Origin of the sequence: Sporosarcina sp. FSL K6-5500 (assembly GCF_038005665.1) — a bacterium.
Taxonomy (GTDB): Bacteria; Bacillota; Bacilli; order Bacillales_A; family Planococcaceae; genus Sporosarcina; species Sporosarcina psychrophila.
Genome location: NZ_JBBOTP010000001.1, coordinates 3,409,873 through 3,435,231, shown reverse-complemented (window position 1 = coordinate 3,435,231; position 25,359 = coordinate 3,409,873). Strand labels below are relative to the sequence as shown.

At 38.5% G+C, this 25,359-nt stretch carries 25 protein-coding genes and 1 pseudogene; 8 read left to right on the top strand and 18 right to left on the bottom strand.

Annotated features, from left to right (window positions below):
• Positions 1-36 precede the first annotated feature (36 nt).
• Positions 37-954, top strand: coding sequence for a MerR family transcriptional regulator (locus MKX62_RS16450; RefSeq protein ID WP_187047427.1), 918 nt, complete (start codon positions 37-39; stop codon positions 952-954).
• A gap of 42 nt (positions 955-996) precedes the next feature.
• Here MKX62_RS16450 and MKX62_RS16445 read toward each other — a convergent pair whose 3' ends face one another.
• Positions 997-1,410, bottom strand: coding sequence for a pyridoxamine 5'-phosphate oxidase family protein (locus MKX62_RS16445; RefSeq protein WP_187047846.1), 414 nt, complete (start codon positions 1,408-1,410; stop codon positions 997-999).
• A gap of 104 nt (positions 1,411-1,514) precedes the next feature.
• Between MKX62_RS16445 and MKX62_RS16440 the strand changes: the two genes are divergently transcribed.
• The 5 genes from MKX62_RS16440 to MKX62_RS16420 all read left to right on the top strand — a co-directional run bounded on the left by MKX62_RS16440 (position 1,515) and on the right by MKX62_RS16420 (position 7,143).
• Positions 1,515-1,973, top strand: a complete 459-nt coding sequence (locus MKX62_RS16440; RefSeq protein ID WP_187047426.1) for a hypothetical protein — start codon at positions 1,515-1,517, stop codon at positions 1,971-1,973.
• 1,211 nt (positions 1,974-3,184) lie between these two features.
• Complete coding sequence (locus tag MKX62_RS16435) at positions 3,185-4,267, top strand: iron-siderophore ABC transporter substrate-binding protein (RefSeq protein WP_067213905.1); 1,083 nt, start codon at positions 3,185-3,187, stop codon at positions 4,265-4,267.
• The gene (locus MKX62_RS16430; RefSeq protein WP_338652824.1) at positions 4,260-5,300 is read left to right on the top strand and encodes a FecCD family ABC transporter permease; all 1,041 of its coding nucleotides are present in this window, start codon (positions 4,260-4,262) and stop codon (positions 5,298-5,300) included. The genes MKX62_RS16435 and MKX62_RS16430 overlap by 8 nt, the downstream gene beginning before the upstream one ends.
• Positions 5,297-6,328 (top strand): FecCD family ABC transporter permease, encoded by a 1,032-nt coding sequence (locus tag MKX62_RS16425; protein ID WP_067207974.1) that lies wholly within the window; start codon positions 5,297-5,299, stop codon positions 6,326-6,328. The genes MKX62_RS16430 and MKX62_RS16425 overlap by 4 nt, the downstream gene beginning before the upstream one ends.
• Positions 6,328-7,143 carry an ABC transporter ATP-binding protein gene (locus tag MKX62_RS16420; RefSeq protein WP_067207972.1) on the top strand — a complete coding sequence of 272 codons (816 nt, stop codon included), beginning with the start codon at positions 6,328-6,330 and terminating at the stop codon, positions 7,141-7,143. The genes MKX62_RS16425 and MKX62_RS16420 overlap by 1 nt, the downstream gene beginning before the upstream one ends.
• Positions 7,144-7,590: 447 nt before the next feature.
• Here the strand turns inward: MKX62_RS16420 and MKX62_RS16415 are convergent, their stop codons facing one another.
• From MKX62_RS16415 to MKX62_RS16395, 5 genes are all read right to left on the bottom strand, one after another.
• Entirely contained in the window at positions 7,591-7,974 is a 384-nt protein-coding gene (locus tag MKX62_RS16415) for a VOC family protein (RefSeq protein ID WP_338652826.1), read from the bottom strand.
• A gap of 205 nt (positions 7,975-8,179) precedes the next feature.
• Entirely contained in the window at positions 8,180-8,455 is a 276-nt protein-coding gene (locus tag MKX62_RS16410) for an ArsR/SmtB family transcription factor (RefSeq protein ID WP_338652828.1), read from the bottom strand.
• Positions 8,456-8,831: 376 nt separating this feature from the next.
• Entirely contained in the window at positions 8,832-11,444 is a 2,613-nt protein-coding gene (gene ppsA / locus MKX62_RS16405; protein WP_340741881.1) for a phosphoenolpyruvate synthase, read from the bottom strand.
• A 910-nt stretch (positions 11,445-12,354) separates the two neighbouring features.
• On the bottom strand, positions 12,355-12,978 hold the full coding sequence (locus tag MKX62_RS16400; protein ID WP_340741880.1) for a GyrI-like domain-containing protein: 624 nt from the start codon (positions 12,976-12,978) through the stop codon (positions 12,355-12,357).
• A gap of 451 nt (positions 12,979-13,429) precedes the next feature.
• A complete protein-coding gene (locus tag MKX62_RS16395) occupies positions 13,430-13,618 on the bottom strand; it encodes a hypothetical protein (protein WP_067207961.1) in 189 nt (62 codons plus the stop codon).
• A 258-nt stretch (positions 13,619-13,876) separates the two neighbouring features.
• On the opposite strand from MKX62_RS16395, the gene uvsE (MKX62_RS16390) reads away from it, so the two are divergent.
• Positions 13,877-14,830, top strand: a complete 954-nt coding sequence (gene uvsE / locus MKX62_RS16390) for a UV DNA damage repair endonuclease UvsE (protein ID WP_338652832.1) — start codon at positions 13,877-13,879, stop codon at positions 14,828-14,830.
• A 272-nt stretch (positions 14,831-15,102) separates the two neighbouring features.
• A complete protein-coding gene (gene uvsE / locus MKX62_RS16385) occupies positions 15,103-16,068 on the top strand; it encodes a UV DNA damage repair endonuclease UvsE (protein WP_340741879.1) in 966 nt (321 codons plus the stop codon).
• A gap of 652 nt (positions 16,069-16,720) precedes the next feature.
• Here uvsE (MKX62_RS16385) and MKX62_RS16380 read toward each other — a convergent pair.
• The 12 genes and pseudogenes from MKX62_RS16380 to MKX62_RS16325 all read right to left on the bottom strand — a co-directional run bounded on the left by MKX62_RS16380 (position 16,721) and on the right by MKX62_RS16325 (position 25,206).
• Positions 16,721-17,260, bottom strand: coding sequence for a PadR family transcriptional regulator (locus MKX62_RS16380; protein WP_187047418.1), 540 nt, complete (start codon positions 17,258-17,260; stop codon positions 16,721-16,723).
• A gap of 42 nt (positions 17,261-17,302) precedes the next feature.
• Positions 17,303-18,487: a YhgE/Pip domain-containing protein gene (locus MKX62_RS16375; protein WP_340741878.1), complete on the bottom strand. Its 1,185-nt coding sequence runs from the start codon at positions 18,485-18,487 to the stop codon at positions 17,303-17,305.
• Between the two features lie 563 nt (positions 18,488-19,050).
• Positions 19,051-19,404, bottom strand: coding sequence for a hypothetical protein (locus MKX62_RS16370; protein ID WP_340741877.1), 354 nt, complete (start codon positions 19,402-19,404; stop codon positions 19,051-19,053).
• A 118-nt stretch (positions 19,405-19,522) separates the two neighbouring features.
• The gene (locus MKX62_RS16365; RefSeq protein ID WP_340741876.1) at positions 19,523-19,969 is read right to left on the bottom strand and encodes an ABC transporter ATP-binding protein; all 447 of its coding nucleotides are present in this window, start codon (positions 19,967-19,969) and stop codon (positions 19,523-19,525) included.
• 53 nt (positions 19,970-20,022) lie between these two features.
• The gene (locus MKX62_RS16360; protein ID WP_340741875.1) at positions 20,023-20,304 is read right to left on the bottom strand and encodes an ATP-binding cassette domain-containing protein; all 282 of its coding nucleotides are present in this window, start codon (positions 20,302-20,304) and stop codon (positions 20,023-20,025) included.
• A complete protein-coding gene (locus tag MKX62_RS16355) occupies positions 20,301-21,335 on the bottom strand; it encodes a FecCD family ABC transporter permease (RefSeq protein ID WP_340741874.1) in 1,035 nt (344 codons plus the stop codon). Before MKX62_RS16355 ends, MKX62_RS16360 begins: the two co-directional genes overlap by 4 nt.
• On the bottom strand, positions 21,332-22,357 hold the full coding sequence (locus tag MKX62_RS16350) for a FecCD family ABC transporter permease (RefSeq protein ID WP_340741873.1): 1,026 nt from the start codon (positions 22,355-22,357) through the stop codon (positions 21,332-21,334). The genes MKX62_RS16355 and MKX62_RS16350 overlap by 4 nt, the downstream gene beginning before the upstream one ends.
• Positions 22,341-23,252, bottom strand: a complete 912-nt coding sequence (locus MKX62_RS16345) for an ABC transporter substrate-binding protein (RefSeq protein WP_338652843.1) — start codon at positions 23,250-23,252, stop codon at positions 22,341-22,343. Before MKX62_RS16345 ends, MKX62_RS16350 begins: the two co-directional genes overlap by 17 nt.
• Positions 23,253-23,407: 155 nt before the next feature.
• A complete protein-coding gene (gene rpsN, locus MKX62_RS16340; protein WP_338652844.1) occupies positions 23,408-23,677 on the bottom strand; it encodes a 30S ribosomal protein S14 in 270 nt (89 codons plus the stop codon).
• A 55-nt stretch (positions 23,678-23,732) separates the two neighbouring features.
• Positions 23,733-23,882, bottom strand: coding sequence for a 50S ribosomal protein L33 (gene rpmG, locus MKX62_RS16335; RefSeq protein WP_340741872.1), 150 nt, complete (start codon positions 23,880-23,882; stop codon positions 23,733-23,735).
• 145 nt (positions 23,883-24,027) lie between these two features.
• Positions 24,028-24,147 (bottom strand): annotated as a pseudogene (locus MKX62_RS16330) (GTP-binding protein); the annotation flags it as partial.
• A gap of 18 nt (positions 24,148-24,165) precedes the next feature.
• The gene (locus MKX62_RS16325) at positions 24,166-25,206 is read right to left on the bottom strand and encodes a metal ABC transporter solute-binding protein, Zn/Mn family (RefSeq protein ID WP_340741871.1); all 1,041 of its coding nucleotides are present in this window, start codon (positions 25,204-25,206) and stop codon (positions 24,166-24,168) included.
• Between the last annotated feature and the right edge of the window lie 153 nt (positions 25,207-25,359).

Genomic DNA, 25,359 nt, shown 5'->3' with positions numbered 1-25,359 from the left:
CTTACACTAAGACTTCTAGTTTGTCGAAAGGATGTAATGAACATAATCACTCCAGCAGATTCTAATGGTTTATATTTTATACAACAAGTTTCAGACATGACAGGATTATCGAAACAAGTAATCCGCAAGTGGGAAGAACGTTATAATCTTGTACAACCCAATCGATTAGAAAATGGCTATCGTATATATAGTGAGGCAGATATCAACTCCCTATTAAATGTGAAGACTCTTTCTGGGCAAGGACATTCCATTAAGCGTGCTGTCGAACTTACAAAGGATAGACGTAAGTTGTTAGATACTGTTCCAGATCCAATCCATGCGATTCAACATCAAAAATTGCTAAATGATTATGTCTTTCAACTTCTAGAAAAAGGATCCTATTGTGATGAATTGGAATTATATCTAGTGTTGCAGCAGGCTTATCATTCTTTCGGATTAAACGATTTTTTAACATCTGTGATTGTTCCATTTTTAAATGAGGTCGGTAATAAATGGCACATGAAGGAATGGAGCGAGTATCAGGAATCTGTCTCAAGCTTGGTCGTACGAGACTTCCTAGTGCAAATTCGTCGTAACTATCAAAGCAGTGACGATGCACCTTTAGTCTTAGGAGCATGCCTGCCTTATGAACGTCATGAAATCCCTTTGCACATACTATTATTGCAATTTATGATGAAAGGCTGGAAAACAGTATTGGTTGGTACTTCTCCTGCTCCTGGCGCTATAGAGTCTCTGGTAGAAAAATTGAAGCCTGCAAAAGTACTGCTATCAGCAACAACAACAGCCCCTTTTATAAATGATCCGGATTTACTGGAGAGTTTAGATCAGTTTGCAGCTAATAATAAACATATTGATTTTTACCTAGGTGGCATGGGTGCACTCGACTACGCAACAAACAAAACACTTCAGGCAATCCACGTCACCAGTTCACTTGAAGAAGCCTTACGCCAATAAACCAAAAAAAGGTACCAGCTCCTAATGCTGGTACCTCTTTGTTCATAGTGTAATCTCTTTTGGTTCGTCACCTTTTTTATTCATCAGCCGAATTGAATCTGGTGAAATTTTCAAGATAACAAGATCGGAATCCTCAGGACCACTGAACCATGGTTTCAGATGCTCATTCCATACTTTTTCTTTTACACTTTCATCGTCGGAAATACTGACAGTTCCTTCTATTTCAAGATATTCGTCACCCACACCTTCTCCTTCATAACCAATTAAGATATGGGTATGTGGATTCACTTCAAGTTCATCCACTTTCTGCGTTTGTTTTGATGTTGCGGTGTAAAGCGTAAATTCATCACTGAAAAAAGTCATATAACGAGTGTGTGGCTTGTTTTGTTGAACTGTAGCCATCGTACCCACGAAGCTTTCTTTCAATATTTTCAGTGCTTGTTTTTTTTCATCCATCATTATCTACTCCCTTTTTTAGCCCTATTGGAGTTTACCTCGCTAAGAAGTGAACTAAACATCATTTACTGAAATGGAAATAAATAAGTGCAAGGAGTGAAAATATGCTTTTAACAAGACGGGGCCTGCAAAGAGCTTTTTTATATGGACTGATTTCAGGTTTATTCTTAGCTGCATTATTAAAAATTATTGAGCACATTACTCGTTTTAAAGTTTACACGCTATTATTAAACGTCGATTATATTCCTTACATCAAAACGTTTGTCTTTCCAGAACTTGTTGAAGTAGGTTTTCATCTAATTGTCTCGATAGCTTTATCGATTTGTTTGTATTTGATGATTATTAATGGAAAGATTTCATCTAGTAGGAAAATCATTGTTTTATGTACCTTCGTCTCTTTCATCATTGGTGTAGCAATATTCCCTACGACCACATTTTCCGACAGAACGCCTGCATTTACTAGTATTCCCTCATTTTCATACTGGATTGTAGGGCACATTATGTATGGCTGTATAATGGGTATATTGTTTGCTCGTTATTTAACAAAAGAAAAAGGATTTTAAGCCGTCAGAAGTCAAGGTGCAGAAACAGTATTCCTCCGCCAATCGTTGTAAAACGGCATGCGTAGCCAATATTGAAATATCCGTGAATAATTCAATATACAATGTACAGGCTTTCCCTTTTGATGGTCCCAAATTCATATAATAATTTAGGTGTTTATAATTGATAATTTGTTCTAACAAGAGTTAAACAGTAATTTTTTTCTACTACAAATCGCCTTTTCATTCGAAAGCTATTGTCCTGTCATTATTCATCATAATGAGTCACCTATTTCCAATCAAAAAGAAGAGAGGTAAGTATGACTACTCCCTCCCTTCCTCTCGAATATAATGATTAGGTTATAATGTTGCTTGCCAACCTCCGGTACCCGAAGTCCGGTAAGTGTATCAAGTTTTCACGGTGCCTAATCATCACCAGATTTTTAACCTCAGGATTCCACAAAAGACACCCCGATGCCCATTAACCTTTCCTTTGAAAAAATCTTAGTCATGGCCAATGGTCAACTTTATTATATGCATCGTCACATGAAATATGCACGATAGCCTGATCTAAGTAATTATATCTAAATACATAGCTTCCAAGTCTTACTTATACATCAATGTTTGGAGTGTTTAATCCAAATTAGTTATATCAACTTATACTGATTTTTAAACATTTCTGCATTAATCAAGGCATCAGAAACAGATAGGTGAATGTTTTTAGTTTCCGCCGTCTGTTTTCTTGATTCCAAATAGCGCAAAGAACTCCAGGTTCATCCTTTTTTTAAAAAAATTCTGAGTTTTTTTGTTATGCATTATTATCACTGAGAGTTTTTTGATTTTGTAAGAGTAAAGTGACGAAAATTCATTTCCCAATTCCAGAAGAGATATTAAAGCGGCTAGATTACACTATTGAGTACCAATGAATCGTGGAAATCAAAGAAGATTTGGATACCTATTCCCTCCCAACCGTACATCGCAAGTAGCTCTAATAAATTTTCATTGACAACCTATCAAAGTAAATATACATTAATAGAGAATGATTATCATTATCAATTATAAAAAGGAGACAATTAAAGAAAAATTTTATCCCCTTACTGATTCTTTGATCATCTTCGGAAGGTAAAGTTAAAACATCTTTCAAAAAACTTTACAAAATAAATAATGTGAGTTTATTCCGTAAAGTTAGTCACCAACCACTAAAAATACATTTTACGATAAGGAAGGTTATGAAAATGAATACGAAGCTAAAAATCTCATTAAAAGCATTACTAATTTCGGCAATGGCTATGATACTACTAGTTGGTTGTTCAGGTGAGAAATCAAGTTCAACACCTGATTCATCATCGGAAAGTACCGAAACATCTAAAACAGAAAAACCTGCTTCTCAAGATGAAAATACTGAATTTCCGATCGTAATAAAGCATGCATTTGGCGAAACTGAAATTGCTAGCAAGCCTGAACGAGTTGTTACAGTTCAATGGGCTAATCATGATGTTGTTCTCGCTCTTGGAGTTATACCTGTAGGCTTCTCAGCCGCTAATTACGGGGTTCAGGATGACAGCGGACTTTTGCCTTGGACAGCTAAAAAACTCGAGGAACTCGGCGCAGATGAACCTAATATCTTCCAGGATACCGATGGTCTTGATTTTGAGGCTATTTCAGATGCAAATCCTGATGTAATTCTTGCAGCTTACTCGGGTATAACACAGGAAGACTATGATGTTCTTAGTAAAATCGCTCCAGTCGTAGCCTATCAGGACGCTCCTTGGGCAACCGAATGGCGTGACCAAGTTATATTAAATTCAACAGGTATGGGAATGAAAGCAGAAGGCGAACAACTTATTAAGGACACTGAGAAACTAATTGAGGAGGAATCAAGTAAATATCCTGAGATGGAAGGCAAAAAAGTTGCCTGGGTCAACTTCTCGGCTAAAGATATGTCTAAACTCCATCTTTATACACCTAAAGATCCTCGAGGTGCTTTTCTAATTGAGCTAGGTATGGAATATCCTGAAAGTATCACGAATCAGATTACTGATCCTACTAGCTACTCATTGTCATTAAGCGCTGAGAATGCTGACATTCTTAACGACGTTGATATCATAATTGGATATGGTGATGAAAGCCTTTATGAAGCAGTTAAAGCTGATCCCCTGTTAGGCAAAATTCCAGCGATTCAAAGAGGTTCTGTTGTGTTCATTGGTAACGATACTCCTATGGCCGCTTCTGGAAATCCAAATCCACTTGCGATATCTTATACGATTGATGAATACCTTGAATTAATAGGAGGAGCCATTAAGAAATTAAATGAATAGTATATCGGTTTCCAAAATAAAAAAGTCAAGCTTACATATTCCGAAGAATTTTATAACAGTTCTGGTGATCTGTTTTGTCCTGCTCGGCTTGTGCATGTTTGCATCCCTGGCTTTAGGTTCTCGTATGGTGGGATTAAATGAAGTGATGGACGGTTTATTTCACCCTGACGTAAACTCCTACGAAGCAAATGTGGTTCGCAAAAGGATTTCACGAACAGTTTTCAGTTTACTTTGCGGTGCAGCACTCGGAGTTTCAGGAGCGCTTATGCAAGCGGTCACTCGCAACCCGATTGCAGACCCGAGTATACTGGGAGTTAATACAGGTGCATCATTGTTTGTCGTTTGCGGAATTGCATTCTTTAACATAAGCAGCGCCAATCAATATATATGGCTAGCTTTAGCTGGTGCTGCGCTTACTGCGATTTTCGTATTTGGTATTGGCTCTATGGGGCGTAGTGGAGCTACGCCCATTAAGCTTGTTTTGGCGGGAGCCGCTACAAGTGCCGCCCTTTCTTCCCTAGTCATCGCAATAATGATCCCACGTTCTCATGTCATGGATCAATTCAGGTTTTGGCAGGTAGGAAGTGTTGGCTCAGCAAACTGGAGCGCTATTACGACTTTTACCCCTTTTTTGATAATTGGAATACTGATAGCTATTATTTCTGCACCAGCACTAAATGCACTTGCCCTGGGAGACGATGTTGCAACCGGACTCGGCGTTAAAACAGGAATACTGAGGCTTGTTGCAGCTCTTGGGGCCGTTCTTTTGTGCGGCTCAGCTACTGCCCTGGCAGGTCCAATTGGCTTTGTTGGGCTTTTATCAACCCACGTCATGCGCCTTATTCTTGGCCCTGACCTGCGTTTTGTTATACCGATGTCTGCTATTTCAGGAGCCATCATTTTGACTGTATCAGATGTAAGCGGCAGGCTCATCGGTAGCCCTGGAGAGCTTGAAGTCGGTGTAGTTACAGCATTTATAGGAGCACCGATACTAATACTATTAGCTATGAAATCGAAAGTGCGGTCATTATGAAAAATGAATCTGTTAAGTTTATTATGGCGGGCAGACGTCAAAGACACCGTCGATGGATACTTGTTACCGGCTCCCTGGCAGCACTTGCATTCATTCTTTGCTGTGCGATGCTTTTACTGGGGAACACCATCTATCCCGTAATAGATGTAATCCGAGTACTTTCTGGAGAAGAACTCCAAGGTGCTTCTTTTGCCATTAATACCATACGTCTACCAAGAATGCTGGCAGGTCTTTTCGCTGGATTCGCTTTCGGCATTGCCGGAAACACCTTTCAGACTATGTTGCGCAATCCCCTAGCTAACCCGAATGTAATCGGTATTACTAGCGGCTCGAGCGCAGCGGCTGTTTTTTGTATAGTCATACTTCATACTAGCGGAGCTGTTGTTTCCATTGCTTCCGTGATTGCTGGCCTTGCTACTGTAATACTAATTTACATATTATCTAGGGGAAAGTCATTTTCAATCGGGAGATTAATTCTTATCGGAATAGGCATACAAGCCATGCTTGGCGCTTTGATATCCTATCTTTTGCTGATCGGTGCAGAACAAGATCTCCCCGCAGCGTTCAGATGGCTCAGCGGTAGCCTCAATGGCTCACAAATGCACGAACTTCCGCCTTTGATACTATCAGTTTTCATCTTTACGCCTATTATTATAGTGCTAGGAAAACACCTAAGTATATTGGAACTTGGAGAACAGTCGGCCACTTCTCTCGGAGTGAACACGGACAAGACAAGAATTGTGCTTATTTTTAGTTCCGTCTGCATGATTTCTCTTGCTACTGCTACCACCGGCCCAATAGCATTTGTCTCCTTCCTCTCCGGACCGATTGCAAAAAGACTAGTCGGAGTTGGCTTCTCAAGCGCAATTCCCGCAGGTCTTGTTGGCGTTAATTTAGTTTTGGCGGCAGATCTAATCGGACAATTTGCTTTTGTGGCCAGATACCCCGTGGGCGTCATTACTGGAATACTCGGAGCGCCGTATCTGATCTTCCTGCTAATCCGAATGAATCGAAGGGGAGAATTATAATGAAACCGACACATGTTTTTCAAGCCGAAGAGATAGTAGCGGGCTATGATAATAAAACGATTATCCATGGAGTCAGCCTTATTATCCCAAGTAATAAAATAAGCGTTATTATTGGAGCAAATGCCTGCGGAAAGTCTACGCTTCTTAAAACACTATCAAGGCTTATAAAGCCTACGTCTGGAAAAATCACCCTTGACGGAAGACCCATCAGCAAAATCCCATCAAAACAATTAGCTCGTGTTTTAGGACTTCTACCGCAATCCCCCATTGTTCCAGAAGGAATTTCTGTCGCTGATTTGGTTGGACGCGGAAGATTTCCGCACCAATCATTGCTCAGCGGTTGGACAAAAAAGGATTATGATGCAGTCGCCGAAGCTATGAGTATTATGGATATAACTGAGCTTGCAAATAATGATATTGACGAGCTTTCTGGCGGTCAAAGACAGCGCGTCTGGATCGCAATGGCTCTGGCTCAACAAACAGATATTTTATTTCTTGATGAACCAACAACCTTTTTAGATATCACATATCAAGTCGAAATTCTTGACCTACTCACAGACCTTAACCGAAAGCACGGAACTACGATTGTAATGGTTCTTCATGATATAAACTTGTCCGCGCGCTATGCAGACTATATTTTTGCACTTCGTAAAGGAAAGCTTATAGTTGAGGGTGAGCCATCAAAGGTTATTACAAGCACATTAGTTAAAGACATATTCGGCCTCGATTGTATGGTGATAAAAGACCCTGTTTCAGGCTCTCCTTTTGCCATACCAAAAGGACGTTATCATGTTAATAATGAATGTACTCCTTAAATGACCCAAACAGTGAATCAAACTACTCGATTTTATTTAAGCATTCATCATTGCCCTTATGCTTATGTGCACATTCACTTCAGCATTGCCAGTATTCCTTTCGACCTCCACTGCTTTGATTCGACACCAATACAGTAGAGGATTTTGAAAGGCAACAAGCTTTTTTATTCTCTAAGTTGCATAACACTATAAGTAAATATAAAAAAGTCCAATTTCTCAGTATAATAATTGAGAAATTGGACTTTTTTCGTTACTCCGGAAAAGTGCCCTTTGATGGAATAACCTTAATTCTGAAGCAATGCTGATTAACCGCTCAGTGAATCACTAGCTAGTTTAAATAAAAACTCCCTACATACGCAGATACTCAGTTCATTCCTATACCAAACGCTTTGGTGCCACGCGTTAATAGGTTGCTTAGCTTAACTCTATTCTGTTATCCGCATAAAGTTACTGCTGGATTATCTGAATATGGTTTCCACATGTATCGTCGAAGACAGCTATTGTAACTTCGCCCATTTCTGTTGGCTCTATAGAAAAGTTCACGCCGTGTTTCAATAACCTATCGTACTCTTTGTGAACATCTTCAACACCAAACATTGTTACAGGTATGCCTTCTTCAAATAGTTTCTTTTGATACTCCTTGGCTGCTGGATGATTATTTGGTTCAAGCAAAATCTCAGTACCTTCTTGCTCCTCGGGAGAAACAAGTGCAATCCATCTAAATTCTCCGGTAGGAACGTCATGCTTTTTTACAAAGCCCAACGTTTCTGAATAAAACTCTAGTGCCTTGTCTTGATCTTCTACGAATATACTAGTAACAATAATTTTCATACTGTTTTTTGCCTCCTTCGATATTTGCGATGTATGGTGCTGTGCTAACAATCTGGTTGCAAGTAAAAAAACGCACGTTCGTTCGAAATCCTGTTCCTACAATACCCTTTTTAATATACCATTCAAAACACACTCAGTGACTTCATCCGCCTTTTATCCCCTTACTTACGTCTTTGGAATATCTTTTTCTTGTTTTCCCACAAAATTACTCTATCCATCCATTCAGCAAGTTTTTAAGTGGTTCGGTGTTGAACATAAGTACTCGATATTTTCCCTTTCGTTTTGATTTTACAAGCCCTGCATCTTCCAATACAGAAAGATGTTTAGCTATCCCTTGTCGCGAAATGGTAAGGTTGTGCTTCGTAATGAGACGTACCGTAAGTTCATACAACGTTAGCTCGTTGCGTTCGGATAGTTCGTCTAATATCAGCCGCCGAGTCGAGTCGCCAAGTGCTTTGAATATAGCGTCTTTGTCCTTCATACATTAAGTATAAGCAACCGTGTAGTTGCTTGTCAATCGAACCGGATGCATACAATCCTTTTTCCAACTACCAAAGTTCACTTCATAAACTCAAGAAGTAACCTTAGCCCGAACCATCATGATTTTCACTTTCCCCAATAATTTGCGCTTATTTAAATTGTTATTTTGCACATCCAACTTTAAAAACCCAGCTACCTTCAAATGAGAAGATAGCTGGGTTTCATTATTATTTATAAAAAAATTCGGATCTCCCTAGTTAGAAAATGACTGCTCATATATCCTTGTCACAGGGTTCTAAACATAGACCGCAAAGCACCATGATGTCAATGATTCTCCTAAATCGAATGCTCTTCTTTTAAGATTTAAATGTATTGAATTATAGTATTTCTATATACCCTTCTGTTCCATTTACTCGAATACGTTGTCCATCTTTTATCAGCTTGGTAGCATTCTCCACTCCGACAACTGCTGGTAAGCCGTATTCACGTGCGATAACTGCTCCATGGGTCATCAGTCCACCAACTTCGGTAACAAGACCTTTTATGGAGACAAATAATGGTGTCCAGCCGGGATCAGTAAAGGAGGTGACTAATATATCTCCTTCTTTTAAAACAGCTTCTTCCATGTTTAAGATGACACGTGCTCGTCCCTCAATAACTCCAGAAGAAACAGGTAGTCCTACAATCGCTTCGGCTGGGAGATTTTCTCGTTTGTAGTTACCTGCAATGATTTCACCATCAGACGTGAGTACACGCGGGGGCGTTAGTTTCCCATAAAATTTGTAGTCGTTCTTACGTTTGCTGATAATCTCGAAATCCAGTTTTTTTGTTCGTACGACTTCACGAAGTTCTTCAAATGTGAGATAGTATATATCTTCTTTTTTATGAATAACGTTGGCTTGTACGAGTTGTTCGGCTTCTTTCAGTAACGCCTGCTTATAAACGAAGTAGCGACTAATCATGCCGTATTTGGGATATTCACGATAACCGATGAAATTCCGGATTAGGCTAATCACTCGTTTTGTCTCTTCGGCTTTTCGTTTACCATCCGGTAATTGCATCAATCGATCTACTAACTCTTGTTCTTTTTTCAAAGCTGCCTGCCGCCCTTGCTCAAATTTCCGTTTGCCAGAATCAGGCTCAAGTTCTTTGATGTTACTGAGAATCATAGGGACAAGTGTAGTTGGTTTTTCACTCCAACGAGTTTTAGTCATATCGATTTCTCCAGCACATCGCATTCCGTATTTGTTGAGATAAGCTATTATTGCATCTTGGCTTTCCTGTCCTCCTTCAAACGTAACGATTCCCTCCAAAAAGTTATCATCTTTTACATGCTGTAAATAATGAATTACTTCTGGATATGGACGAATCACATCTGCGACATCCAATAGCGCCAGACCCATTTCCGAAGTAATATTGTTTGGTACAGATTGGGAAAGCGTGTCTGCTACGTTTTTTTCACCCAACCACATATTCATTTTTTCATTGATCCATGATGAAGCATCCATAGCAGTCATAATCACACCCAAACTTTGTGGGTCAAATAGAATCTTCTTTAATTGCTGCAGATCTTCTAGTATAAAATCAAATAAATCTGATCCCGATTTCGTTTGGATGGTTTGTTTTAACTCGTTTATCGATGTTTCACCACTCTTTATCAAATCAGAAACGATTGTCGGATCGTTTTCGAATTGTGTTTGAAAACCCGCAGAAGACATACTTATATTACTACTACTTGGACTCAGCTCTTTGTCATCAGTTGGTAACAATTTAATGAAATCCCGCTCGATTATGGTCATTAGTGCGTCTTTTATGAGCGGATCGGATTGTCCCAGCGTATCTACTAAAATTTCTCTGCTAACAGGTGAAGCCAGACTATGTGTGATATCAACAAACAGCCTTCCACCAGCTTTACGCATGGGTGCAGGAGTCGTTAACAGGTAAAAAGCCAATCCTAATGGTTTCATGGGGTCGGTCATCATTTGTTGATGACCGACAGAAACGTAAACGTGATTTTCTTGATCATTCGCTTCAGGGACAGGGAATAAAGTAGTGATTGGGCGACTCTGGACAATATAAAATGTATCTTCAACCAAACACCATTCGATATCTTGTGGGCAACCAAAATAAGCTTCAATCTGTCTTCCTTTGCGTGCTAGTTGTAAAATTTGTTGGTCAGTAAGTGTTTGAGACTTTTGCAGATCAGGATTGATCTGCTGCGTCTCTGTTCCGCCTTCTTTTAGCCCATAGATAGCCAGTTTTTTGGTTGCTATCATCTTATCGACGATTTCATCTTCTTGCACCTTATAGCAATCCGCCGATACCAAGCCGGAAACAAGGGCCTCCCCTAGTCCAAAGCTAGCATCGATCGATAGTAGCTTTCGATTAGAAGTAAGCGGATCAGCAGTAAATAAAATTCCTGAAGCCTGTGGAAAAATCATGCGTTGAATGATAACGGATAGGAAAACTTGGCTGTGATCAAATCCATTTTGGATTCGGTAAATTACTGCGCGATCAGTAAATAGGGAAGCCCAACATTTACTGATGTGGCGCAATACTTTATCTCTTCCGATGATATTTAAATAAGTGTCATGTTGACCAGCAAAGGAGGCAAATGGAAGATCCTCGGCTGTTGCACTTGAACGAACAGCATATGCATGCTCTAGGCCAAATGTTAAGAGACATCGATCGATATCTTGTTCGATCCCCTTCTCGATTTCAATCCCCTCAATCAGCTCACGAATCTTCCAGCTAATTTCACTAATTCTTTTTCGTTCGTCCACTTTTTGAACTGCTAGTTGATCTAGTAATTGTTGAAGCTCCTCATTTTCCCCAATGACTCTTTTATATGCCTCAGTGGTAACACAAAAACCTTCTGGTACAAGTGTTCCTTCAATCCTCGAACACTCACCCAAATTCATCCCTTTGCCACCAACCACCATTTGACTCATTTTATCGATTTCCCGTAACTCTAGTACATATGGTTTCATTTCTTTCCCTCCCATTTATCGCTCAATACCAAGACGAATCATATGACAAAAGTTGTTCATCTGATCAACGAATTACGCTGTCCACTCGTTCTTGCTCCTGGCGAAGTTCCATATTCACATCAAACACTTCTTTTTTCAAAAAATGATTGACTGAAAAGGACTTTATGATGTATAATTAAAATAGGGTAATTTATATACTAATTCCTTGATGATGTGTAACTATATAAATTTACCACAGTTTCTCATTTTTTTCAATGAATTTATGCGATCATAATTGTTGCGAATTCGAAGATGAAAAATGATATCCAATTATTTAGTGTAGCATCAGGAAAATACGGATTTAAAACATTAAGAAATTCCAATATTAAAAAGTCCAATTCCTTAGTATTAATATTAAGATATTGGGCTTTTTTCGTTCCCCCTTATTAAAGAGCCTGATCACTGAGCACACTGCTGTTCAATTTGAAAGAGACGTTTTTTTCACTTTTTATAAACAATCAATTCCAACCAAATTCTTACCATAAAAAAACACCTAAAACATTGAAATCAACAATGTTTTAGGTGTTTTTTATTGAATCAATTTTCGTTACATAATGTCCCACGAGGACGTTTTTAGAGCGTTTAATTCCTGATATACCTAGGTTTCTTCTATTCAATCTCTATAATATGTGTAAGGCTTTTCATGACGTTATTTGTTATAAAGACTTACTTTTTCGAGTTAACGCTACCCAATATTCTCTTTAACTATATACACTGACCACTTATGTATTTTGCAACTTCAAATACTCTTTTTCGAATTCATTCGTCTGGCATAGAATAGCATTACTAATTGAATGGGAATATACAAAATACAGCTTGGGGTATTCGAGAATACGATTCGTTATAAATAAAGCGCGAAACGAACATTTTTTTATTTAGAAACTTTAAATCTTAGCACAGTCTTTAATTTTTCTGGAGCTGTTCTTCTAGCATCTGTAATATAGATTTCTCTATGGCTTTTTTCAATTCGTATCAAACCTTGTTCCTCACAATACTTTTCCATCTTAGAAAACGTTTCTGGTTCTTTATCGTAGCTACCATGGTGCATCATCTGAACACATAATCCATCAGAAAAAGATTCGAGTGTTGCTGTATCAACTGGTAAATGTTTCTTTTTTGCTCGTACACTTTCAACAGCCCTTTGAAAAAGTTCCCTCGTCACAAAGTCAGGCTGTCTGATCATTAATTGATAGACAAAATGATTTTTATTCAGGTAATCTAATTTTCTTCCCTCTTCATCTAAATCCCAAATTCCTTCAAGCGGAAATACTGTATATTCATAGTAGTCTTTTGGTGTGTAGCCACCCTTTGGCATCATTCGAATACTATAAGACAATGCATATAAAATTTCCACATTTATCCGGAATGAATCGCTATCTGGATGTCCTGCACCTTGCAATTTGATATACGACTTTTCGGTATCATTGTAAATAGTAGGTATCTGTTTTGGTAAATAGATTTTTTTATCCTTTTTTCGCCACTCATACTTTATCAATAAATTGCCCCCCTCATACTTCGTTTCTCTATCTACTACATTGTGCCAATTTGCTTCTTCCCATCCCAAGCGGGCTTCCACACGTGCATACTTTAACCGCCTTTTCTATTTATAATTGCTGCCTAGTTCTGTATGGTATTATCTTCGTCAAAATCGCCACCACTTCAGACTAGACTTGTTCCTTCTATAATAGGGGATTCAAGTGAAAGTATCAAAAAAACTCAAACTATTCTAGCCTGTACAATCTAGATAGTATATCTTATCTTCATTTCTCATATTTCTATTCCCTCTTTCAGTAACGTACTCGTTAGTTGAATAAGTGTTACCCATAAGAGTGAAATACCATATTTTTTTACAATGCCATTGTATGTTTGCAACCTTTTAGATAACAATATATTTGTGAGTAGTAACTTAAAAAGACTCAGAATAACTTCTGAGTCTAAACTTCTTATCATTTTCTCCCCAGTAGCGCCATTAAACCTTTATACATTAGGACAAGGGAGAAAATCACAATTGCCAAAATACCTATTAAGTTAGTTATCGGCTCTAAACCCGCTAAAAAAGTATCTGATAAGGGAACCTTTAATAATGCAAATCCAGCTAAAATACTAGCCAACATCAAAAGAATAAATCGATCCATTTAGTTTAACCTCCTCTCAATACATTATATGAACAAGTAAAAGGAAGGTTGAACCAATTGTCTCTCATGGACCGTTAGCTTATATAAAGCCTACTCAATTAACGAAGCGGGTTAACCATTCTCATTTTGTGTATACATAAATGGATTTATGCAAATAATATTTATGTATAAATTTCCCCTCACTGTTTAAAATGCTCTTAGAAATTATGTGTCAGATTAGATTTCAACCTCAAAGTATTGAATAAAGGGGAAAAGTAGATGAAAATCCGGTTCGGATATGTAGGTAATGCACTAGGCTTATGGGATGCGAGTCCATCAAAAACTCTAACTTTTACACGGTATTCAACGCTCCCTATAAACGAGAGAATGGAAAAATTGAAATCGATAACAGCACAAAATTTACAGCACACAAAAAGAATTTTGTATTATAATATCGCGCATGAAATAGAATTATACCGGTTTTCAAGCTCACTTGTCCCTTTAGCAACCCATCCGGAAGTGATGTGGGATTTCTTAACTCCATTCAAAAACGAATGGGAAGAAATCGGGAATTTAGTCCAAAATTTCAAGCTTAGAGTAAGCTTTCACCCAAATCAATTTACACTTTTCACAAGCCAAAGAGAAGAAGTCACAACGAATGCAGTAAGAAGTATGGAATATCATTTTAGGATGCTCAAAGCTATGAACATTCTTGATACGGGATTAATTAATATTCATATTGGCGGAGCCTATGGGGATAAAACTGCGTCATTAAACCGTTTCCATCAAAATCTCAAAAAATTGCCAAAGGAGATTAAGAAGCAGATGACGCTAGAAAATGATGATAAAACGTATGATGTTCGGGAAACACTCATTACTTGTGAAAAGGAAAACATTCCAATGGTACTCGATTATCATCACTATATGGCGAATAACGTGGAGAGTGACCTCCCTCTTTACTTAGACCGCATATTTAAGACTTGGAATACCTTTAATATTGTCCCAAAAGTTCACATTTCTTCACCGAAATCAGATCAAGCCTATCGTTCTCATGCCGACTTTGTTTCTTTAGACTTTGTCCTCCCCTTCTTAAAGATGGCAAAGGAGCTTAATAAGGACTTTGACATAATGATAGAAGCAAAACAAAAAAACCTTGCCATGCTGAAACTTGTAGATGAAATAGCTGCAATTCGAGGAGTCAAACGTATTTCAGGGTCATCTGTGGAATGGTAACCGCGAAGAATAGAGTTATTCAATTATTGAGTCCAGATTTTGAATCGAGCTTGAGGCCTACAGGATGTAGGTCATGCAACCGTTGCCGCAGGACGCGGCGAACTTAGATTGCCATTCTTTCTTTGGTCAGCGGACATTTGGATACCCGCTTAACAGGTAAAAAAAACGCATTCATCTCCCACCTATGGAGGTGAGAGTCTTCTGTAGCTGACGCTTCGCTTTCAGTACATAAACATTTGCTGAATAATGATAATACAGATGAGGTGGAATAAATGACGATTGTACGTCTTGGTTATGTCGCAATGAGTATGGAACTTGATAATGCATCCCCTTCGCAAACAATGACTTTTACCCAATTCAAAAAAATTGATGATAGGGAAGCTGCCATCCGTAAATTAGAACGTATTGCACTTTCGAATTTACATAATACACTAAGACTGTTAAAACATAATGTAGCGTCTGATATTCATTTTTATCGGCTAACCTCTCGCCTTATTCCTTTAGCAAACCACGAGGAGCTTCTTAAATGGAATTATATAAAGCCATTAATAGAACCGCTTCGTGAGATTGGAGATTTCGCAAAAAAACATAAGATTAGAGTTGATTTTCATCCAGATCACTTTGTTCTGATTAATTCTAAAGAGAAGCATATCTTAAAAAATTCAATTAGTACCTTAAAGCTACATTACTTATTACTAAAGGCGATGGGGATTGACCCGACTCATCGCTGTGTCATGCATGTTGGTGGTAATTATAAAGAAACCGAACTCTCACTTGAACGTTTTGTTGATAATTGGATGGACGTTCCGAAAAGGTTTCAAAATATGATTATGCTTGAAAATGATGATACTTCTTTTACGTTAGAAGATACACTTTACTTATGTGAAAAACTAGATATACCTCTTGTTTTCGATTATCATCATCATCTGGCCCATCACCTAGGTACAAATTGGAAAACCAACTGGAATAGAGTTATTCAGACATGGAGACATTCTCCGCTCTCAATAAAAATGCATATATCAAGTCCAAAGAGTGATAAAGCTTTTCGCCATCATTCAGATTATGTAGACATCGATATGTTTTTTAGATTCCTTCATGAAATAAAGGGCAGTATTCCACGAATTGACTGCATGATTGAGGCTAAGAAAAAAGATGAGGCGCTTTTCAAATTAATGGATGAAGTAAAAGCAAGGAAAGACGTTGAAATTATTGATGGCTCTTCATTCTCTTTAAAGTAAATGAAAAAGAGGTTACTTCCACAATTAGTTGAATTGTTTGTACATCGTTTTATAATGAAGTGGAAAAGAGCACAATCTGTAATTTTCAAAAAAGCATATTGGTAATAAATAAAGAGGACATTGAAGCCATTTGTATCGCTGATTTCGCAATGAAAAAGAGAAAGAGTTACGGTACCATCATGGTGAACCTAGCCAATGGTCGGGTCATTAATCCCGTAGAATCAAGAGAGATAGAAGATGCAGTTATCTAGCTTTCTTTTTTTGCTAATATAAATTATGTCTCAAGAGATAGCTCTCTTACTACTGAGATTTGGAAAGCCCCTCCTGAAGCCCACCATATCAGTGATCGATTTCAACTAGTGATAAATTTGACGGACGCAAACACTCATTTGAATAAAATGTATCTCTATTCTACAGGACAGACAAACAATTACTTGAATGAAAATAAAAATGAACCGTTATTTCCTTATGCAAGGACGTAACGGTTCATTTAATAAAGTAATTTTCTTTACCCAAAAGACTTCTTTTGTTTAATAAAAACCATACAGTAAGCAATAATCATAAAAGCTGATACCAACATAACTCATATGGTATAAACCCTTTAATTTCACGGAAGTACAAGCTTCCAATAGCGTTAGATTCATTCATCCAATTATATTTTTCTTTGTTTTATTAGGTCTATCAACACTTCAAGCCAGCTCGCTGTATGCTCGGCCTTGCTGGGGAAATAATCGCCCATAAATTCCATGAGCTTTTCTTTTTCTTTTCCAACATCTACGTGCTCATTTAAACTTTTCAAATACTCCCAGCGGTCTTTATGATCGGCTAACTTCCTTTCAAGAATGGCAATCACTTTGTCGCGATCAACGTACTCGATACTGGCTAAGCCCACAAGCATTTCACTGATTTTGTCGGCTTTTTCGAATAACTTGTATATTTTTTTCGGCAGTTCTTCACGGCCTTTTGCAGTAATAGAAAATACTTGCTTGTCAGGCCGATGATCTTCTTTGATGATTTCCACTGCCTCGATAAGTCTTTGTTTTGCTAAAGTATTAAAATTATAATACAACTTACTTTCTGTCAATCCGGCAAGTTTATCAAATGGAATCGGATCCGACAGCTGTCTTTTTAATTTATATGGATAATTATTGCCTTCGATTAATTTACTCAAAATGTATATTTGGATTGTCATGATCAATCTCCTTCGGCAAGTGACTCCCTCATTGTAACAAAATCATGCAGTGATTTCAGCCGTCTTAATACTTACAGACTCTGTTTCAGGTTCCGATACAGGCTGCGGCTTGTGGAGGAAAGCCACAATTAATATATTAATTAACATAGCCCCGGCTCCCACAGCCACCATCATCCACTGATTAGGCGCTGCACTGACGCTGCCATATAATGTCGCGAAGTACGCTTGGACAGAATAGTACATCGGCGAAATATAGCTCATCCATTCATATGGCAAGTACATCATTTCCCGAGGGATTGTCGCACCGTTGGCAAGTGTTTGGACCAATAGTATTGGCAAGTTGAGAACCATTCCGCCTTCACCCATCAAGAAAATTAAAATCGCCGTGAAATTGAAGCATACCATATAGTTCAAAATTTGCTGTGCAGTCAGGCTCACAAATATGTCAGCTCCATGGCTGCTGACTAAATATGCTATACCCAAAGCTACAAGGGATGATACAACCGCGATTAACAATGCTGTTAATTGAACATATAAGAATAGCCGCGTCTTGCTTGCTTTTCCGCGACTGGCTCTAAATGCTCCGACTAATTGCATAGCGCCAATCATTGCACCCGTGTATCCGGCCATTGTTAAGAACATTGGTAGCATAGTATTATTCATGCCCGCTGGAATCTCATTGATCGTGACCAAATTTCCAGCATATGCAGTTTCGATCATTTCCGCCATTTCAGTTGCTTGCTCTTCGGGTATATTCAAATTCATCAATACACCTTGTGCTGTTTGTGTGGAAAACTGTGTGCTTAATTGATTATTGATTTCGTTAACGATGGAAGTCATTGTCGAAGAAACAACTGTCGCACTTGCTCCATTGGTTGTAAAGTCAATGCTTGATGCTGTTTCCCCATTTTGCATGTCTTCAGAAAACGTTACAGGAATATGGATGATTAACGCCAATTCATTTTTTTCTAATTGTGCTAACGCTTGCTTGTTTGTCAAATCCGTTTCAATTTCTTCAAATGGTAGTTTCTCTGCAAGTTGTTCTGCAATCATTATCCCATATTCGCCTGCATCGTCATTCACCATAGCGATCGACATTTGATCAATATTATTCGGAATGGCTGAATACCCGGGGATAAATATTCCGAGCATGGCGATTGCGTAAAAAATCCCCATAAAAATAGCGGCAATAGCCCCTTTTGTTTTTAAGAAATGTATAAATTTCATGTATTTCTTCCTTCTTTCCAATAAAATATGTTTTTCGGTTTCAACAAAGTACTCTAATTAGAGTACTTCCGTATCTTACTCTTCCCTTTTTTAAAAGTCAATTGAATCGATTTCATATTACGTACTCTTAAAAAATCATAAAGAAACAGAGTCCAAATGATTTCTTTAAAAAAACCAATGAAAATTCCGATTACGCTGTTGTGAATAGTTGAAGCTGGATGAGTTGATTAACTGCAAGTTACTAGTGTTGCACTCAATATGAACTCCGACGAAATGAACTTTGGCTTTCTCTCCTGTATAATGTTAGATCTGATTTAGTAGAAAATAACCTTTGAGATTGGTGTTTACACGTTCACCGGAATTTATTTCCTTATAAGAATTCATTCCATCTCATCAATCCTCTTACAGGCGCTGTATATCGTCTGAGTTCATAATCTGTCTACTTTCTAAATCGACTTGGAAAAAGGATGGACACCAATATTTACAATTTTTTAGTAATCCTCTAGAGCTACATCCATTGAAGATAATCATGTTAATTGCTCTTTACGCTACAATCAATTTTATTAATTGATAAACAGAAATAGCTTTTTACTCCGTCCCTCTTCAGCCGTTTGCAGTAAGTGATCAGTATAGTCAACCCATTTCATCTTTCCACACCTTGTTTCGATTTTTCCAGTTAATTCTACTTCAATAGCAGTCATCAGATGGACCACTTTTGTTATGGGCAATTTAAAATGACGGCCCGCGAGTTCGTACGGAGAATTTGCCACTAGAAGACTAAGAAAATGATCAGCCGTTTCAGCACTTTCAGCCAAAGAATCTTCTAACTCAATGACAAACTGATACAGGCTCCTTTTTTCTTCCGTAAGCTTTTTAACCTCGCTTCTTAATAAAGACTCCATTAATCGATCATTCATTTTCCTCACCTCACGTATTTGTAACTTAAAAACCCAACCATTCTTTAATTAAAGAATGGTTGGATAGACTTTACCAACTTGCTTTTTTAACGCCTGGTAGGTGACATTTCACACAGAATCAGTGGTATGGAAGAATAAATGATTTATTCGACTTTGCATCTTCTATTAGACTGACTTTCACATTGTAAACATCTTTAATCGTTTCAGCGTTCAATACCTTTTTCGGTGTTCCGCCAACATACAGCGAGCCGTTTTTCATCAATAAAATTTCGTCCGCATATTGAAGTGCTTGGTTTAAGTCATGTAATACCAATAAAATTGTTTTTTGTTCTTTTTGATTAATCTCTTTTATCAATTCAAGCATTGCTAATTGGTGTTGGATATCTAAAAACGTTGTCGGTTCATCCAATAATATAATCGGTGTTTCCTGAGCAAGCGCTAAAGCAAGCCACGCCCGCTGTCTTTCTCCGCCAGACAAATAGTCCAATGGCTTATTCTTCAAATGATCAACTGAAGTCATTTCCAAAGATTTTTCGATGGCAACATGATCTTGTTTTCTGAGCATGCCAATTGCGCCCATATGGGGATATCTACCCTGCTCAACCAGTTCTTCCACCGTTATCCGAATCGATGCATCGTAAACTTGCGGGAGCAACGCCATTTTTTTGCCAGAGTTTTAGCAGAAAGGCTTGAAATTGGTGTATCTCCAAGCAAAACTTTACCTGTTTGAGGCGTTACAATATTTGAAATAGCTTTTAATAGCGTTGATTTCCCACAGCCATTCGGGCCTAAAAGAACAGTGATTTTCCCTTCTTTAATCGTTGCAGTAAATGCTGTCACTACGTCCTTTGAGCCAAAAGAAATCCCGATATCCTGCAATTGTATATCTTGTTGACTCAACTGACTTTACCACCTTTCATGTTTTTAGAAATTAAGTACATAAAGAAGGGTCCGCCAATTAAAGCTGTTACAGCACCCGTCTGCAATTGGATAGTAAACGGTACCCAAGCATCCGGCAGTAACGGAACTGCAACTTGAGCAATTATATCTGCAGCCAATAAAAGTAAAGAGGAAGTCAAGAAACTTATAGGCAGGAATAGTCGGGCATCTTCTCCAGCTAGGTGTCTGGCGATGTGCGGTCCAATGAGTCCTACAAACGCAATTGCTCCAACTGTTGAAACGGCACCTGCAGTTAGTAATCCCGCAACAAGCAGTATGTATTTTTTTGATGATTGTAAATTGATGCCCAATGTTTGAGCTTTCTCGTCACCTAGACGCAAGCCGTTCACTATACCTGCAAGAGAAAGTGCTATCGGTATCAAAATCAGTGCAAAAGGTACCACCATATAAAATTGCGACCATGTACGTCCGTTTAGCGATCCAATCATCCATAGTAAAATGCTCCCCATAGCTTGTTGTTGCTGCAATAGAATGAGAGAAATAAAAGCTTGTATAATAACTGAAAAAAGTACACCAATCAAAGCCAATTTCTGCATCCCGATATGAGGAAACTTCGAGATTCGATAAAGCAACGCAACAGAAAGCGTTGCTCCGATAGCTGCCACTACAGGAAGGCTATAACTCATAAGAATTGAAAATGGCGAGTAGGTAATCCAAAGAACAGCAAACAGCGTACTCAAAGCTGTCACACCAATAACACCGGGTTCAGCTAATGGATTTGAAATGACACTTTGCAATAAAGCACCTGCTAACCCAAGCATCCCCCCACAAAGAACAGCAATAATCGCTCTTGGTAAACGCAGGTTTAGAAGAATATTCCGGACTGTAGAATCATGATTAGGATTCATGAGCTCTTTAACAACTGTTTGAATTTCCACACTCAAACCACCTAAAATCAAATGAAGAGAAAAGAACAGCAAAAGTAAGATACATAGAATAGACCATAATCTTTTAAAAGTATATATATTCATAAGCCGGTTCTCCTTTTTATAAACATAAACAAGAGCCAGCTCCCACCAATTATGGAAGTGAGCAATCCTACAGGAATTTCAACCGGATAAAAATAAATTCGTGTAATTAAATCCATTCCTGTCAAATATGTTCCGCCCGCAAGAATACTTAATGGCATAACAACATAGCTGTTTGTACTTTGAACACCCCGACGTATTAGATGAGGGATAATAAGCGAAACAAAACCAATTGGACCACAATAAGCGACAACAGCAGCAGTTAAGGTAGTGCTTATTCCAAATACCAAAAGTCTGATGCGATCTACGGAAACTCCCCGCCCCTTTGCCGCTTCATCTCCCAAACGGAAAACATTTAAAGCTTTTCCGGCAAGTAATGCCAAAGGAACGCCGATGATAAACCAAGGTAAAAGGGCCAAAACATGCTCTTGCGTTCGGTTCGCTAAACTGCCGGTGAGATAGAAAAACAACAATCCGATGTCATTTGGACTTCCAATGCTTATCACCACAATCACCAGTGCATTTATTGTTGCGGTCATAGCAGCGCCGACCAGTAAGATAGAAGATCGTCGCAATTTACTGGAGGCTACTGTGACCACAATAATTCCGCTAAACATAGCGCCAGTCAGTGCTGCTAACGGATAAAGTGAAAAAGATAATGGCAGGCTAAATATAGTAACACATGCCATTACCATCGCAGCACCCGCTGACACTCCTGTCAATTCCGGTCCTGCTAAGTCATTTTGAAGGACGTCTTGAAGCATTGTACCAGCAAGTGCTAAAACAGCCCCTGCAATCCATCCCACAACCCATCTTGGTAATCGTATCTCAAAAACAACAATTTCCTCTAACTTCGTGGCCTGCCCATCCAACACTTGTAACAAGGAAGCAAAAGAGAGTCTAGGCTCGCCCAACATTAAACTTAAAATGAGTAGAACAAACGATAGAACCAAACATAAAAGTGCGAGGGATAAACTAATGGATAGTATTTTTTGCCCACTTCTCGGCTTATTTACCGTTTTCAATAATCCCAGTCACTTCATCTAAAACAATTGATAATGAACCTATCCCTCTACCATTTGCCCAGATATTGGTCCTAACTTCATAGACCTCATCATTTCGAACAGCTTTTAATTCTTTCCAAATTGGACTTTCAGAGAGTTGATCGGACAATGTCGGTCCTTTCTTATCAAAGGAAAATGTTTCGACAAAGATGATATCTGGATTTTGCTTAAGGACTTCCTCTAAGGAAAATTGAGCCCCCCCACTAGTATGACTTTCAGCATCTCCACCAGTAGACCATGGATAGCTGACACCTTCGGCTAATAAAGAGCCGACAACGCTTTCTTTTGTATCAATACCAAAATTCACATCAGATCCGTACATCACTAATGTGGTAATATCCATAGATGCTTGTTCTTTAAATAATTCAATTTTTTCCTCAAAGTTCTTAATTGCAGCCTCGGCCAAGTCCTGCCTTCCTGTTATGCTTCCCATTACACGTACGAATTCAATAGAATCTTTGTATGACAATGGACTAACTATATAAAGCGGTATATCTCCTAAACTTTCACGCAAGCTATCATGAACGCCACCTAAACCAATAACCAGTTGCGGATTCGTTTGATAAATATCTTCAATGTTTGGCTCAAAAAAAGTTCCGCCTATCAATGGGATAGCGACACCCGCTTCTCCAAAAAATTCTGATTCCTGCGTGATTCCAGCAGCTGATACAGCACTGGGCTCAATTTTTAAAAGATGCAGGGTATCCACACAGATTTCTGTTAAACAAATAATTTCAGAGGGTATCTTGTCTAATACAATTTCTGTACTCGTGCTATCTAGTAGCTTCTTCTCTTCCTTTGACTCAGCAGACGATTCCTCCGTTTTATTACTACAAGCTCCTACAACAAGTAACATGAGTAACAAACTGCTAAGCAGTTGATGTTTTATTGGCAAGACACTTAAATCTCCCTTCCGTTTCCTGTGTTAAACTGATACAGGCTCATTTATCCCACGCACCTCACATTGGAATAATTCAACCATTCTATAGTAACCGAATGGTTGAATATCTTTTACCAACTGGCTTTTTTAACACCTGGTAGTTGCCCTTTATGCGCAAGTTCCCGAAAAGCAATCCGTGACATGTTAAATTTCCGCATATATCCTCTTGGTCTCCCCGTCAGTTCGCATCGATTTTTCAATCGTGTTGGGGAAGAATCCTTAGGTAGCTTATTTAACGATTCATAGTCACCTTTCTCTTTCAATTCTTTACGAAGTACCGCATAGTGAGCAACCAACTTCCGTTGCCTCTTGTCTTTCGCTACCTTAGATTTCTTCGCCATTCTATTTCCACTCCATAATTAGTAATCATTACGATTTAAAACTTTGCAAATTTTTTTACTTTGTTTCTCTATGAATCGTGACTTTTCTCAAGCGCGGGCTGTATTTATTTAATTCAATCCGTTCGGGATTAGTGCGTTTGTTTTTTGTAGTTGTGTAATTGCGGTCTCCTGATTCTGTACAAGCTAATGTGATATTTACCCTCATACTAGTTCCTCCTATAGGTCAAATTTCGATTTGAAAATTAGGCAATGGATCCACAAAAATTGTCAAATCTTGCACTAATTCTTCTTCCGTAAGCAAGCATTTATCTAAGCCTTCCGTAATTTCCTGTTGATTCATCCGAATGCCAATCATTAACGATGACGGCGACTTTCAGCCCGTGTCGATTGTGTAAAGTATGATTCAATAAGGTCGTCTTCCCCGAACCTAAGTAGCGGCTTAACAACGTTACGGGTATCCTTTTTTTCATTCTCCCACTCCTTACGCTTTACTTATTACCCAATGCTTCCGCAAGTGTTGCAATGTTGTATTCCATCAAAGATAAATAGTCTGCTTTGTTTTCCACATCCTCACTTGTTAGAACACCAAGATTATGCAACATCAGTGAATTCGCTCCAATTTCCTTTCGAATGACATCAGTTAGTTTAGAGGAGACGTTTTGTTCGAATAAAACATATTTCACTTCATGTGCTTTCGCGTATTTAACAAGAGCAGCCAATTCCTTTTGTGAAGGTTCACTTTGCGAATTTAATCCGGCAACTGCGACTTGTTCAAGTCCATACGAATCAGCGATATAACCAAAAGCTGCGTGTGAAACGAAAAATGTTTTTGTAGTAGCATTGGAAGCCATGTCTTTAAATTTCAGATCGAGGGCGAGTAAATCCTCTTTTAACCCTTCAAAATTTTCTTTAAACATATCCTTTTTTTCAGGAGATGCTTCGATGAGTGAGTCTTTAATTACCGTTGCGAGTTCTATACTTAATAAAGGAGAAATCCAAACATGAGGGTCGAATTCGCTGTGCTCATGGTCGTCATGATCATGTGAATCGTTTTCTTCATGGTCCTGTTCGTGTGACTCATGCTCTTCTTCATCGTGCCCATCAGACTCATGCCCCTCCTCTCCGTGATCATGTCCTTCACCTAGCGACTCTTCTGGAATATTGTCAGCGACCGCTATCATTTTGACATGCTCGCCTTTCATTGTCTTTTCGGCATTCTCCACAAATCCTTCAAGTCCAAGTCCGATATAAAAGAATAAATCTGAATCAGCGAGTGCCATCATATCCTTTTGTGTTGGGTCAAACGTATGCTCATCTGCCCCCGGCGGATAAATAGATTGTACATCGACCGCGTCGCCGCCAATCCGTTCTGTGAAATATTGAAGCGGATAAACAGTAGTATAAACGGATATGAGGTCTTCGTTACCTTCCGCTTCTACCCTCTCATTCGTATGCTCTTTGTTGCCGCATGCTGCGAGCAATAGTAGAGTAATAATTGAAAAAATAGATAAAAACTTTTTATTCGCCACAAAAAACTCCTCCTTTATTCCCTTAAATCGTAATCATTACGTTTTAAGTATTTATTTATCATACAAGAGCATTTTTGAATTAGCAACTGTTTTTATTTCATATTGTGAAAAGTAATTCCTTTAAACTAAGCACACCTGTACTTTCAGGTCATG